This is a genomic window from Millisia brevis NBRC 105863 (assembly GCF_001552615.1).
GTDB lineage: Bacteria > Actinomycetota > Actinomycetes > Mycobacteriales > Mycobacteriaceae > Millisia > Millisia brevis.
On the sequence record NZ_BCRN01000003.1, the window covers coordinates 371,430 to 385,307 of the forward strand.

General features: G+C 70.1%; 11 protein-coding genes. All 11 read right to left on the reverse strand.

Annotated elements, in window-relative coordinates; genetic code table 11:
* Positions 1-72 precede the first annotated feature (72 nt).
* Positions 73-1,266, reverse strand: a complete 1,194-nt coding sequence (locus MB1_RS06485; protein ID WP_245650047.1) for an MraY family glycosyltransferase — start codon at positions 1,264-1,266, stop codon at positions 73-75.
* 4 nt (positions 1,267-1,270) lie between these two features.
* On the reverse strand, positions 1,271-1,990 hold the full coding sequence (locus tag MB1_RS06490; RefSeq protein WP_066905072.1) for an L-threonylcarbamoyladenylate synthase: 720 nt from the start codon (positions 1,988-1,990) through the stop codon (positions 1,271-1,273).
* A gap of 13 nt (positions 1,991-2,003) precedes the next feature.
* A complete protein-coding gene (gene prmC, locus MB1_RS06495) occupies positions 2,004-2,882 on the reverse strand; it encodes a peptide chain release factor N(5)-glutamine methyltransferase (RefSeq protein ID WP_066905074.1) in 879 nt (292 codons plus the stop codon).
* 61 nt (positions 2,883-2,943) lie between these two features.
* Entirely contained in the window at positions 2,944-4,008 is a 1,065-nt protein-coding gene (gene prfA / locus MB1_RS06500; RefSeq protein ID WP_066904890.1) for a peptide chain release factor 1, read from the reverse strand.
* Between the two features lie 211 nt (positions 4,009-4,219).
* On the reverse strand, positions 4,220-4,459 hold the full coding sequence (gene rpmE, locus MB1_RS06505) for a 50S ribosomal protein L31 (RefSeq protein ID WP_066904892.1): 240 nt from the start codon (positions 4,457-4,459) through the stop codon (positions 4,220-4,222).
* Positions 4,460-4,683: 224 nt separating this feature from the next.
* Positions 4,684-6,831, reverse strand: a complete 2,148-nt coding sequence (gene rho, locus MB1_RS06510) for a transcription termination factor Rho (protein WP_084351020.1) — start codon at positions 6,829-6,831, stop codon at positions 4,684-4,686.
* A gap of 409 nt (positions 6,832-7,240) precedes the next feature.
* On the reverse strand, positions 7,241-8,203 hold the full coding sequence (gene thrB / locus MB1_RS06515; RefSeq protein WP_439646925.1) for a homoserine kinase: 963 nt from the start codon (positions 8,201-8,203) through the stop codon (positions 7,241-7,243).
* 7 nt (positions 8,204-8,210) lie between these two features.
* On the reverse strand, positions 8,211-9,284 hold the full coding sequence (gene thrC / locus MB1_RS06520) for a threonine synthase (protein WP_066904894.1): 1,074 nt from the start codon (positions 9,282-9,284) through the stop codon (positions 8,211-8,213).
* The gene (locus tag MB1_RS06525) at positions 9,281-10,597 is read right to left on the reverse strand and encodes a homoserine dehydrogenase (RefSeq protein WP_066904896.1); all 1,317 of its coding nucleotides are present in this window, start codon (positions 10,595-10,597) and stop codon (positions 9,281-9,283) included. Before MB1_RS06525 ends, thrC begins: the two co-directional genes overlap by 4 nt.
* Positions 10,598-12,013: a diaminopimelate decarboxylase gene (lysA, locus tag MB1_RS06530; protein WP_066904897.1), complete on the reverse strand. Its 1,416-nt coding sequence runs from the start codon at positions 12,011-12,013 to the stop codon at positions 10,598-10,600.
* Positions 12,010-13,662, reverse strand: coding sequence for an arginine--tRNA ligase (gene argS / locus MB1_RS06535; RefSeq protein ID WP_066904899.1), 1,653 nt, complete (start codon positions 13,660-13,662; stop codon positions 12,010-12,012). Before argS ends, lysA begins: the two co-directional genes overlap by 4 nt.
* Between the last annotated feature and the right edge of the window lie 216 nt (positions 13,663-13,878).

Consider the following 13,878-nt stretch of genomic DNA (forward strand, 5'->3'; position numbering starts at 1 on the left):
ATCGACCACGTCACACCCGGCCGGATTCCGCGGACCCCGGGTCGGCCGGAGCCGGGGGTGATGTCGCAGCGGTCAGTGCCGCCCGCGCGGGGTCAGCCCGCGTTCGCGCAAGACCGGCACGGCGGTGACCACCAGGGCGAATACCAGCCCGGCGGCGACCAGGGTGACCACCACGAAGCGATCGAGCACCGAGGAGCCGACCGCCCCGAAGGCGAGCACGCCGACCCATAGGTAGATCAGCAGCACGGCGCGCCGGTGGGAGTGGCCGATATGCAGCAGCCGATGGTGCAGATGCAGCTTGTCCGGGCTGAACGGGCTGCGCCCGGCGCGCACCCGGCGGACCACCGCCATCAGCAGGTCGAGCATCGGGATGAACATGACCGCCGCGACCAGGATGATCGGCGACAGCAGCGCGAACAGGTCACGGGTTCCGTAGGCGCTCAGCGGAATCCGTCCGGACGCGTTGATCGACACCGCCGCGAGCAGCAGGCCGATCAGCATCGCGCCCGAATCGCCCATGAAGATGCGGGCCGGCTGGAAGTTGTGCGGCAGAAAGCCCAGGCAGGCGCCGGCCAGGGCCGCGGCGATCATCGCCGGTGGATAGGCACCGACGTCGCCGCCCTGGTCGTGCAGGATGCCGAGCGAGAAGATCAGCATCGCCGCCGCCGCGATCAGACCGACGCCCGCCGCCAGGCCGTCGAGCCCGTCGATGAAGTTCATCGCGTTGATCATCACCACGGTGATCAGCACGGTGAACAGGCCGGCCTGCAGCGGATCGAGAATCAGCGTCTGTCCCCCGCCCCACGGCAGATAGACCAGATACCAGCTCGAGCCGAGCAGCACCATCAACGCCGCCGCGGTGACCTGCCCGACAAATTTGGTCAGCGCGTCGAGGCCCCACCGGTCGTCGACGACGCCGATCGCCACGATGACCGCGCCGCCGATCAGGGCGGCCATCACATCGCGGGTGTATTCGAAACCGCGCGTCAGCGCGGGCAACTGGTTGGCGAACAGCAGCGCGGCCAGCAGCCCGACATAGATGCCGATCCCACCCAGTCGCGGGGTCGGGGCCCGATGGACGTCGCGCTCCCGCGGAATGGACACCGCGCCGAGCCGGACCGCGAGCACCCGGATCACGCCGGTCATCAGATAGGTCGCCAGCGCCGCGGTCAGCAGTACCAGCAGCAGCTCGCGGTACGGCACCCCGGCGCCGCGCCCGATCTGGGCGAGAACGTCGGTCTGCGCAAGCAGGTCCGTCGGGGCCAAAACGTCAGCCGGCTTCCCCGGTACCGGGGTGTGGATCGGCGCTGCGTACCTCGGTGGCGGGCGCGGCGGGGGCAGGACGCAGCTCCGCGGCGGTACCGCCGACCACGGCCGCGACCGCCTCGGCGGAAACCGCACCCTCGCGCAGGATGCGCGGCCGCTCGCCGGTCAGATCGATGATCGTCGAGGCGACGGCGTGCTGCGCCGGTCCCCCGTCGAGGTAGACCGCCACCGACGAGCCGAGCTGTTCGACCGCCTCGGCGGCGGTGGTCGCGGGCGGGCGCCCGGAGACGTTGGCGCTCGAGACCGCCAGCGGGCCGATGTCCTGCAGCAGCTCGAGGGCGACCGGGTGCAGCGGCATGCGCAGCATCACCGTGCCGCGGGCGTCGCCGAGGTCCCACGCGAGCGAGCGCGCCTGGTGGACCACCAGGCTGACCGCCCCGGGCCAGAACGCCCGGATCAGGTCGCGAGCCTTCGGCGGGACCGACGCGGTCAGTCCGTCGATGGTGCGCCAGGAGCCGACCAGGACGGGCACCGGCATATTCCGGCCGCGTCCCTTGGCCCGCAGCAGATCGGCGACCGCACGGGAGTCGAAGGCGTCGGCGGCGATCCCGTAGACCGTATCGGTGGGCAGGACGACCAGACGCCCCGAACGTAGGGCACTTCGCGCCGCGTCCATCCCGGCTCGGCGGTCGTCCGGGCGGGTGCAGTCGTGCACGACATTCACGGGCTGCATCCTGTCACGCCGGCTCGACGGTGGACGCGCGACGGGTCACCACGAACCGATCGCGGCCCGCCAGATCGGTGCGCCCCTCGGTCCGTTCGAAGCCGGATCGGGCGTCGAACAGGGCCTCGACGCCGGCCGCGTGCGAGTCGTCGTGCTCTATCAACGCCCGGCCTCCGGGGACCAGCAGGCGTCGGATCGGCTCGACCATCGTGGCGATCACCGCCAGGCCGTCGACGTCGGCGAACAGCGCCCGGTGCGGATCGTGGTCGCGCACCTCGGGTTCGAGCACCGCCCCGGACGGCACATAGGGCGGGTTGGTGACCACGACGTCCACCCGACCGGACAGTTCGGTGAGCAGATCGGGTCCGGTGACGTCGGCCCGATGGACGGTGATCGGCCGATCGCCGAGCGCCGCGCGGCGGTCGCGGTTGGTCCGCAACCAGCCGAGGGCGTCGGGATCGATCTCGACGCTGTGCACCGCCGCGGACGGCCGGTGGTGCGCGATCGCCAGTCCGATCGCTCCGCTGCCGGCGCACAGGTCGACCACCGTGGTCGGGCGATCGGTCGGCAACACCGCCAGAGCGGCCTCGACGAGCAGTTCGGTTTCCGGGCGCGGGATGAAGACGCCGGGGCCCACGGCCAGGTCGAGGCCGTAAAAGGGGGCGATGCCGGTCAGATGTTGCAGCGGCACCCGGCTCGCCCGCCGCTCGACCAGCTGCGCGTAGCGCGCGGCCACCGCCGTCGGGAGGGGATCGTCGACCGCCACCAGGCGGCCGCGATCGATCCCCAGCAGGTGCGCGATCAGCAGTTCCGCGTCGACTCGGGCGCTGCTCACCCCGGCCGCGGCCAATCGGGCGGTCGCCGCCGCGATCGCCGCGCGCGGGTGGGTGATCGTCGCGAGATCGGGATCGGTCGACCGCCCCGCCCCGGTGCTGCTCGCCCCCGAATCGGCCTTATTCACCCTGCATGCGGGCGTCGCGGTCGGCGCGGGCCAGCGCCTCGAGGACGCCGGTCATATCGCCGTCGAGGACCGCGTCGAGGTTGTACGCCTTGTAGCCGATGCGGTGATCGGTGATGCGGTTCTCCGGGTAGTTGTAGGTGCGGATCCGCTCCGAGCGGTCGACGGTGCGGATCTGATCGGCGCGACCGGCCGCGGCCTCCTGCTCGGCCGCCTCCTCCGCCGCGGCCTGCAGGCGCGCGGCGAGGACCTGCATCGCGCGGGCCTTGTTCTGCAGCTGGGAGCGTTCGTTCTGGCAGGTCACCACGATGCCGGTCGGCAGGTGGGTGATCCGGACGGCCGAGTCGGTCGTGTTGACGCCCTGTCCACCCTTGCCCGAGGACCGGTAAACGTCGATCCGCAGGTCGGATTCGTCGATCTGGACCTGTTCGACCTCCTCCGGCTCGGGGAAGACCAGGACGCCGGCGGCCGAGGTGTGCACGCGGCCCTGGGATTCGGTCACCGGGACGCGTTGAACGCGGTGCACACCGCCTTCGAACTTCAGCTGCGCCCAGACGCCGTCGCGCTCGGCGGACTTGGTCGAGATCGCGAGGGTGGCGTCCTTGTAGCCGCCGAGGTCGGAGACGGTGGAGTCGAGGAATTCGACGCGCCACCCCTGCCGGTCGGCGTAGCGCTGGTACATCCGGGCGAGGTCGGCGGCGAAGAGGGCGCTCTCCTCACCGCCCTCCCCCGACTTGACCTCGAGCACGATGTTGTCGCCGTCGTGCGGGTCGCGGGGGGCGAGCAGATCGGTCAGTTCGACCTCGAGCCGTGCGGCCTCGCTCTCGAGCTCGGGGATCTCCTCGGCGAAGGACGAGTCGACCGCGGCGAGTTCGCGGGCCGCCTCGAGGTCGGACTGCACCCGTGTGAGCTTGTTGTGGGCGGCGACGATCGGATTGAGCTCGGCGTAGCGCTTGCCGGCTCGGCGGGCGGCGTCCGGGTCGGCGTGCAGTGCCGGGTCGGCCAATTCGCGCTCGAGGCCGGCGTGCTCGGCCAGCACGTCGTCCAGAACGCCGGGCACTCGACTCGACGTTTGCTTACTGTTCACGCCCACCACCTATCCTCACGGCCCGGCGCTTCGCCCGCCCGGTGTTTTCGCCCACCCGGTGCTTCACCAACCGGTGCGTCGTCCGCCCGATGCGGTTCGACCCGCCGCCGGACGGCATCGTGCTCGACAACCAACACGGCGCCCGACCCGAGAGTGCGTCTCGAGTCGGGCGCCGGTATGTGGGCTACGCGTCGGCGTCGGCGCCGGCTCCCTTGCGGGCCCGCTTGCCGTACCGGGCCTCGAACCGGGCGACGCGGCCGCCGGTGTCGAGGATCTTCTGCTTGCCCGTGTAGAACGGGTGGCACTGGGAGCAGACCTCGACCACGATGTGGCCGGACTCCTTGGTGCTGTGCGTCTCGAACGTGTTCCCGCAACCGCACACCACGGTGGTGGCGACGTAGTTGGGGTGAATACCTGCCTTCATGGGGTCCCTTTCAATCGAGCACACCGCCTCGGATGCGCTCATGGTCGCCGGGTCCCAACTCGCGGTGCGAGGTGGGTGAACCGGAACCGGACTATCGGCCGAACATTATGCCAGAACGCTCGAAGCGCTCCGATATTCCCCGGGGCTTCCGCTGGACGCGGGGCCCCGGACGAACGTGACGGCCCCACCCGGTGGTCCGGGCGGGGCCGATCGCGTGCGGGAGGTCAGTCCTCGCCGTTGGATCCCGGCGCGGTCTTGGTGACCTGCATCAGGAACTCGATATTGGTCCGCGACTTCTTGAGTCGGTCGATCAGCAGATCGATCGCCTGGTGGGTATCGAGCCCGGACAGCACACGGCGCAGCTTGTGCACCACCGCGAACTCGTCCGGCGACATCAACAGCTCGTCCTTGCGGGTGCTGGAGAGGTTGACGTCGATCGCGGGGAAGACGCGACGTTCGGCGATCTTGCGGTCGAGCTTGAGCTCGGCGTTGCCGGTGCCCTTGAACTCCTCGAAGATGACCGTGTCACCGGTGGAACCGGTCTCGACCAGGGCCGACGCGATGATGGTCAGCGAGCCGCCGTTCTCGATATTGCGGGCCGCACCGAGGAATCGCTTCGGCGGGTAGAGCGCGGTCGAGTCGACACCACCGGACAGGATGCGGCCGGAGGCGGGCGACGAGTTGTTGTACGCACGGCCCAGGCGGGTGATCGAGTCGAGCAGGACCACCACATCGCGGCCGGCCTCGACCAGGCGCTTGGCCCGCTCGATCGCCAGCTCCGCGACCGCGGTGTGATCGGCCGGCGGCCGGTCGAAGGTGGAGGCGATGACCTCACCCTTCACCGAGCGCTGCATATCGGTGACCTCTTCGGGTCGCTCGTCGACCAGGACGACCATCAGGTGGCATTCCGGGTTGTTGACGGCGATCGCGTTGGCGATGTCCTGCAGAACCGTGGTCTTACCGGCCTTCGGCGGGCTGACGATCAGCGCGCGCTGACCCTTACCGATCGGCATGATCAGGTCGATCACGCGGGTGGTGAGGATGTTCTGCTGCGTCTCGAGGCGCAGCCGCTGGTTCGGGTACAGCGGGGTGAGCTTGTTGAACTCGGGGCGCTTGCGCGCGGCTTCGGCGTCGAGTCCGTTGATGCTGTCGAGGCGGACCAGCGGGTTGAACTTCTGGCGCTGGTTCTGCTGCTCGCCCTCACGGCCGGCGCGCACCGCACCGGTGATCGCGTCGCCGCGGCGCAGGCCGTTCTTGCGCACCATGTTCATCGACACGTAGACGTCGTTCGGGCCGGCCGAGTAGCCGGAGGTCCGCACGAAGGCGTAGTTGTCGAGCACGTCGAGGATGCCGGCGACCGGCTGCAGGACATCGTCCTCGCGCACCTCGGGCTCGCGGGTGTCGTTGCCGTTGCCGGTGGCGGTCGTGGTCTCACGGTCGCGTCCGCGGCGGCGTTCCCGGAAGCGGCGACCGCGCCGACCGCGACCCGACTCCTCGTCGTCTCCGCGAGCGGAATCGCCACGGGCGGCATCGCCCCGGTTGGAATCGCCACGGCCGGCACCGTTGTCGCGGCTCTGCGCGTTGTCGCGGGGACCGGACTCCGCGGAGTCGTTCTCGCGGCGGCCGGAATCGCCGTTCTCGGCGCGACCACGCCCGTTGTCGCGCCCGTTGCCGTCGCGGCCATTGCCGTCGCGGCCGGCAGCGTCGCGGCCGTTGGTATCCCGACGGCCCTGACGCTCGCGCCGCGAGCGACCCTGAGTCTGCTGGTCGTCACCGGTTTCGGTGCGGCCGGCGGGTTCGGCGGCTTCGCGATCGGCGCCGGCCGGACGCTCGTCGGTGTCGACCGACGCGCGGGAGGCGGCGCTGTCGGTCCGATCGGCGGCGACGGTCTCGCGGTGATCCGCGGCGACGGTCTCGCGACTGCCGTTGTCGTGCGATTCGGCCTGCTCGGCGGCGTCGGTGCCGTTCGCGGCGGCTTCGACATCGCTGCCGGCGGCTTCATCCGGGGCACCGACGCGGCGAACCGCGCGGCGTCCACGCGTACGACGGGTGCCGGCGTCGGCGTCACCGTCGGAGGCGGCCTCTTGGGCCGGAACGTCCAGGTCGAGGGTGGAAGGAGCGGACTGCTCGACGGGCGCGGTGCGGATGGTCGTACCACCCTGCTGCGCCTCGATCGCGCTGATCAGATCACCCTTCCGCATGCCGGAGACCCCTCGGATGCCCAGTTGGCCCGCCAGGGTTCGCAGCTCCGCCAAAACCAGCCCGTTGAGCCCATCGGCACGCCTGCTCGCCGTGCGCGAACGACGGGAACCGGCGGAGGAATCAACGTCGGTATCGGAGACCGGCGCAGCGATAAGTTCCGTTTCGGTCACGGAAGTCCTTTCCTTCCCTCGAGCGCACCGTGCGCAAATCGAGGGTTCGTACCGGGCTCAGCATGGAGAGCTCCGGTCTGTTGCCCGGCGCGGCCGGGCGGCTCCTGCCGCGACAACATCCGTGGCACTACCGAAGATGCGGGAGTTACCACCGATTCAACGGCAATCACGCTGACACTCGGACGGATCGGGGAGCCATTCGGTCGACACCGCTCGTCCATCGGATCAGAAACGACAGATCGAGGTGAATTTCCGGACCCTCTGAGTACCGCCGCGTCGAGCGCGATGAGCGTACAGCCCACAGAATAGCGGTACAGACTTCTGCCGGCAAGAATGACGGACGCGAGTCGTCGCCGTGTCGGCCGCACTCCCCGGGCTTCTTCACCGACCGACGCGCGGTGTCGCTACTCTACCGGCCGGACTCGACCGAGACGCCGCCGGCGATCGCCAGACGCTGAACGAACAGCCCCTCGGCGCGGGCCCGCTCGACCAACTCCGCCGGAATCGGCTCGGCGGTCAGCGCGAGGACGGTCGGCCCGGCACCGGAGACCATCGCGGCGATCCCCGCGGCGCGCAGCCGCTCGATCCAACGGGTGGTCACCGGAAGTGCCGGCGCGCGGTAGCCCTGGTGCAGCCGGTCCTGCGTGGCGGCGAAGAGCAGCTCCGGCTGCCGTTCGAGCGCGACGACCGCCAACGCCGCGCGACCGGCGTTGAACGCCGCGTCCCGATGCGGAACGGTATGCGGCAACATGCCGCGGGTCATCGAGGTCGACGACCGATCGGACGGAACGAATACCCAAGCCTGCAGTTCCGGCGCGACCCGCAGCGCCGCCGCCTGGTAGACCCGCTCCCCGTCGGCCGCGTCCTCGGTCCATGACACGACCGCGTCTCCGAGGATGCTCGCCGAGGAATTGTCGGGATGCCCTTCGAATTCGGCGGCGAGTTGGACGAGCCGTTCGGTCGACAGCACCGGAGCGCCGACGGCCTGCTCGGCCAATCCGGCGGCGGCGGCCAGGCCGGCCACCGCCGCGGACGCCGAGGAACCCAATCCGCGGGAATGCGGAATCGAGTTGCGGCACACCATCTTCACGCCCGGCACCGTCACGCCGGCCGCGTCGAGGCCGCGACGCAGCGCACGCACGACCAAGTGGGCCGGCCCGTTGACGACCTCACCGGCGCCCTCGCCGGAGACCTCGACGCTCAATCCCGAGGGCGTCACCTCCACGTCGACCTCGTCGTAGAGGCCCAGAGCCAGGCCCAGGGCGTCGAAGCCCGGGCCCAGGTTGGCGCTCGACGCCGGGACCCGGACCCGCGCGTACGCGCCGGCGGCCAGGGTCACGGCGTGGTCGTGCTCGGTCATGCTCTCGGTCATCGTCGGATCAGTGCAGATCGAGCGCGGTCGCCACGGCGACCGGATCAACCGGAATCGGCTCGGCGACAGTCATTCCCAGCAGTGCGGTATCGGGATCCTTCAGGCCGTTGCCGGTGACGGTGCACACGACCGTGCTGCCGGCCTCGATGCTGCCGTCCGCGCGGGACGCCAGCAGACCGGCGATGCTCGCGGCCGATGCGGGCTCGACGAAGACCCCCTCGGTCGCCGCCAACAGTCGGTAGGCCTCGAGGATCTTCTCGTCGGTCGCGGCGCGGAAGGCGCCACCGGACTGTTCCTTCGCCTCGACCGCAGCGTTCCAGGACGCGGGAGCGCCGATGCGGATCGCGGTCGCGATCGTCTCCGGATTGGCCACCGGCGCACCGTTGACCAGCGGGGCGGCGCCCGCCGCCTGGACACCGATCATGCGCGGCAGTCGGGTGGTCAGACCGTCGGCGTGGTACTCGCGGTAGCCCCGCCAGTAGGCGGTGATGTTGCCGGCGTTGCCGACCGGCAGCACGTGCACGTCCGGCGCATCGCCCAGCACATCGCAGATTTCGAAGGCCGCGGTCTTCTGGCCCTCGATGCGCACCGGGTTGACCGAGTTGACCAGGCCGATCGTCGGGAACTCCGAGGTGGTCTTGCGCGCCAGCTCGAGACAGTCGTCGAAGTTGCCCCGCACCTGAATGATCTTGGCGCCGTGCATCACCGCCTGGGCGAGCTTGCCCATCGCGATCTTGCCCTCGGGCACGAGCACCGCGCAGCCCATCCCGGCCCGCGTCGCGTAGGCGGCGGCGGATGCGGAGGTATTGCCGGTCGAGGCGCAGAGCACGGCCTCCTGGCCGCGGGCGCGCGCATCGGTGACCGCCATCGTCATACCGCGGTCCTTGAAGGAACCGGTGGGGTTGAGGCCCTCGACCTTGACGAAGACCCGGCACCCGGTCGTCTCCGACAGCCGCGGAGCGGGGATCAATGGGGTACCACCCTCGAGGAGGGTGACCGGCTCCCAGTTCTCCCCGATCGGCAAGCGATCCCGATAGGCCTCGATCAGACCGGGCCATCCCACATGTACCGACACACTCATACCGACGTGCCCTCCAGGCGAATCACACTGTTGACGCTGATGACCGACTCCAGATCGGCCAGGGTGCGGACCGTATCGGCCAGATCCTGGTCCGCCGCGCGATGGGTGACGACCACCAGGCGCGCATCGTTGCCGGTCCCCTCCTGCCGCACGGTCGAGATGCTGATCTCGTGCTCGGCGAAGGCCGCCGCCACGGTGGACAGTACCCCGGCGCGGTCGGTGACCTGCATGTTCACGTGGTAGCGCGTCGGGGTTTCCCCGATCGGCGCGGTCGGCAGCTTCGCATAGGTCGACTCGCCCGGGCCGCGCCCACCGTAGACCTTGTTGCGCGCGGCCATCACCAGATCGCCGAGCACCGCCGAGGCGGTCGGCGCGCCGCCGGCGCCCTGGCCGTAGAACATCAGTCGCCCGGCGGCTTCCGCCTCGACGACGACGGCGTTGAACGCGCCGGAGACCGAGGCCAGGGGGTGCTCGAGCGGGATGAAGGCCGGGTAGACGCGCGCCGAGATGCGCTCCTTGCCATCGGAGTCGACCAGCCGCTCGCAGAGGGCGAGCAGCTTGACCGTGCAGCCGAGGGCCTTGGCGGTCTGGAAGTCCTCCGAGGTGATGTTGCTGATCCCCTCGCGGTAGACATCCGCCGCGGTGACGCGGGTATGGAAGGCCAACGACGCGAGGATCGCCGCCTTGGCCGCGGCGTCGTAGCCCTCGACGTCGGCGGTGGGATCGGCCTCGGCGTAGCCGAGCTGCTGCGCCTCCTTCAGCACGACCTCGTAGTCGGCGTCGCCGCTCTCCATCGCGCTGAGGATGAAGTTGGTGGTGCCGTTGACGATTCCGACGACCCGCTCGACCCGATCGCCCGCGAGCGACTGCATCAACGGGCGCACGACCGGGATCGCACCGGCGACGGCCGCCTCGAAGTAGAGGTCCGCGCGATGCCGTTCGGCCGCCTCGGCCAGTTCGCCGGTGTAGTCGGCCAGCAGCGCCTTGTTGGCGGTGACCACCGACTTGCCCCCGTTGAGGGCGGCGAGGATCAGCTCGCGCGGCGGGTCGATGCCGCCGATCACCTCGACGACGATGTCGACATCGTCGCGGGCGACCAGCGCCTCGGCGTCCGTGGTCAACAGATCGGGATCGATCTGCCGCTCGACGTCGGTCCGCCGGACGGCGACACCGCGCAGGACCACCGGTGCGCCGACCCGCGCCTCGAGATCCGACGCATGGTCGGTCAGAATCCGTACGACCTCGGTTCCGACATTGCCGAAACCGAGGACCGCCACCCCGATCGGTCGCGCAAACCCGCGTCCGTCTGTCACCTAAACCTCCAAGCTCACAAGATCATCATGGGTCTCGCGGCGCAGCACCAGCCGCGCGCGCCCATCGCGAACCGCGACCACCGCCGGGCGCCCCAGCAGGTTGTACCGGCTCGACATCGAATAGCAGTACGCACCGGTCGCCCCGACGGCGAGCAGATCTCCCGGCCCGACATCGGCGGGCTGCCAGGTATCGCGCACCACGACGTCACCGCTTTCGCAGTGCTTGCCGACGATGCGCGCCAGCACCGGATCGGCCTGCGACACCCGCGAGGCGAGCCGCACGTCGTACACCGCGCCGTACAGCGAGGTGCGGATGTTGTCGCTCATACCGCCGTCGACACTGACGTATCGCCGGGAGAGGCCGCCGTCGAGGGTCACATCCTTGATCGTGCCGACCTCGTAGAGCGTTATCGTTCCGGGACCGGCGATCGCGCGGCCCGGCTCGACATCGAGGATCGGCGTCGGCAGGCCCAGCAGCGCCGACTCGGTCTTCACGATCGCGGTCAACTTGTCCGCGAGCGTCGCCGGCTCCGGCGGATCATCTTGCGGGACATAGTGAATGCCCATGCCACCGCCGAGGTCGATCACCGAGATCTGGGCGGTCTTCTCCACGCCGTAATGCTTGATGACGTCCCGCAGCAGCCCGAGCACCCGCCGCGCGGCGAGTTCGAAGCCGTCGACATCGAAGATCTGCGAGCCGATATGGCTGTGCAGGCCGGTCATCCGCAGGTGCTCGGTGGCGAAGACGCGCTCGACGGCGGCCAGCGCCGACCCGTCGGAGAGCGAGAAGCCGAACTTCTGGTCCTCGTGCGCGGTCGCGATGAATTCGTGGGTATGCGCCTCGACGCCGACGGTGACGCGCACCAGCACGTCCTGCACGACGCCGTGACGACGCGCGATCTCGTCGAGCCGCTCGATCTCGACCATCGAGTCCAGGACGATGTGCGCCACACCGGCGGCGACGCCGGCTTCGAGTTCCGCGATGGATTTGTTGTTGCCGTGCATGGCGATTCGCTCGGGCGGGAAGCCCGCGCGCAGCGCGACGGACAGCTCACCGCCGGAGCAGACATCGAGCGAGAGCCCTTCGTCGGCCACCCAACGCGCGACTTCGGTGCACAGAAATGCCTTGGCGGCGTAGTGCACTCGCTCGGGGTCGCCGAACGCGTCCGCCATATCGCGACAGCGCTGCCGGAAGTCGTTCTCGTTGATGACGAACAGCGGCGTGCCGAATTCGCGGGCCAGGTCGGTCACCGGGATCGAGCCGATCGTCATCACACCGTCGGCGTCGCGCTCGGTGCCGATCGGATAGACCGCGGCCGGGATATCGGTCATCTGGGCGGTCGAGGTCGGACGCTCGGGGGCGCCGGGCGCGGCCTGCGGCTCGCCGTGCCGGGGGCCGGCGGGATGCGCGCTCACATCCGCTCCGGTGCGCTGATGCCGAGCAGGTCGAGACCGTTGCGCAGGACCTGCCGGGTGGCCCGGCCGAGCGCCAGCCGCGCCGAGTGCACCGGTTGGGGTTGTTCGTCGCCCTGGGGCAGCACCCGCGCCGCCCCGTAGAACCGGTGGTAATCCCCCGCGAGTTGCTCGAGATACCGCGCGATCCGGTGCGGCTCACGGAATTCCGCGGCGGTCCGCACGATATCGGGGAACTGCGCCAGGGTGCGGATCAGCGCATTCTCGGCGGGCAGGTCCAAGAGCGACAGGTCCGGGTCGTCGGCGGTCACGCCGAGCTCGGCCGCGGAGTTGTCCAGCGAGCAGAGCCGCGCGTGGGCGTACTGCACGTAGTAGACCGGGTTGTCGTTGCTGCGCTTGGTCCACAGCTCGAGGTCGATGTCGATCGAGGTGTCGACCGCCGAGCGGATCAGCACGTACCGGGCCGCGTCGACGCCGATCTCCGAGACGAGATTGTCGAGAGTGACCACGGTGCCGGCCCGCTTGCTCATCTTGACCGCGATGCCGTCGCGCACCAGGTTGACCATCTGCCCGATCAGCACCTCGACGGTGGCCGGGTCGTCGCCCAGCGCCGCGGCGGCGGCCTTGAGCCGGCCGATATAGCCGTGGTGGTCGGCGCCGAGCATGTAGATCGCGATGTCGAAACCGCGCCGCCGCTTGTCGCGGAAGTAGGCGATATCGCCGGCGATGTAGGCGGCATCGCCGTCGGACTTGATGACGACGCGGTCCTTGTCGTCACCGAACTCGGTGCTGCGGATCCACCAGGCGCCGTCTTCCTTGTACAGCGCGCCGGAGGTCTTGAGCTGGGCGACCACCTCGTCGACGGCGCCCGATTCGTACAGCGAGTTCTCGTGGAAGTAGACGTCGAAATCGGTACCGAAGTCGTGCAGGCTCCGCTTGATCTCGTCGAACATCGACGCGACCCCGCGCGACCGGAAGACCTCGATCCGCTCGGTGTCGGGCAGGTCGAGCACACCGGGAACCGCCGCGACGATGTCGGCGGCGATCCGGCCGATGTAGTCGCCCGCGTACCCGTCCTCGGGGGTCGGCTTGCCGGCGGCGGACGCGTCGAGCGACCGAGCGAACCGATCGATCTGCGCGCCGTGGTCGTTGAAGTAGTACTCGCGGGTGACCGCGGCACCGGAGGCGGCCAGCACCCGGCCGAGGGCGTCGCCCACCGCGGCCCAGCGGGTGCCACCGAGGTGGATCGGTCCGGTCGGGTTGGCCGAGACGAATTCGAGGTTGATCGCCCGGCCGGCCAGCGTGTCGTTGGTGCCGTAGCTCTCCCCGGCGGCGAGGACCTGCGCGACAACGGCGCCGAGCGCGTCGGTGGCCAGGCGAATGTTGACGAATCCCGGTCCGGCGACCTCGACCGCGGCGATGCCGTCGCGCCCGGCGAGTTCCGCGGCGAGCCACTGCGCCAGATCGCGCGGCTTCGCGCCCACGCGTCCGGCGATCTGGAGGGCTACATTGGTCGCGTAGTCGCCGTGTTCCGGATTGCGCGGGCGGTCGATGACCACCGGTCGGGGGACCACGGCACCATCGAGGCCACGATCGGTGAGAATGTCGATCGCGGCGTCACCAACAACTGCGGCAAGCTCGGCGGGGGTCACGAACGACCATCCTATGGGCAGGCCTACCAGCGACCATGGGCGGCCCGCACGGCGGCGACCCGCGTCGGCGGGCGTTGCGCACACCACCATGAGGGCTGCGGGATGCGCCGGCGGGCTTCCGTACAGTGAAGAGGTTCGTCGGCGACGCGGTGAACGCTGTGTCGCCGACGCGGTCGAGTTGATGCCCTTCGGCGGATCGCTCGGCCCACCAGAGTC

Excerpts from the sequence above, each read along its gene's own strand:
- rpmE (WP_066904892.1), bottom strand. The coding sequence starts at position 4,459 with ATGAAGGCAGGTATTCACCCCAACTACGTCGCCACCACCGTGGTGTGC.
- thrB (WP_439646925.1), bottom strand. The coding sequence starts at position 8,203 with ATGACCGAGAGCATGACCGAGCACGACCACGCCGTGACCCTGGCCGCC.
- thrC (WP_066904894.1), bottom strand. The coding sequence starts at position 9,284 with ATGAGTGTGTCGGTACATGTGGGATGGCCCGGTCTGATCGAGGCCTAT.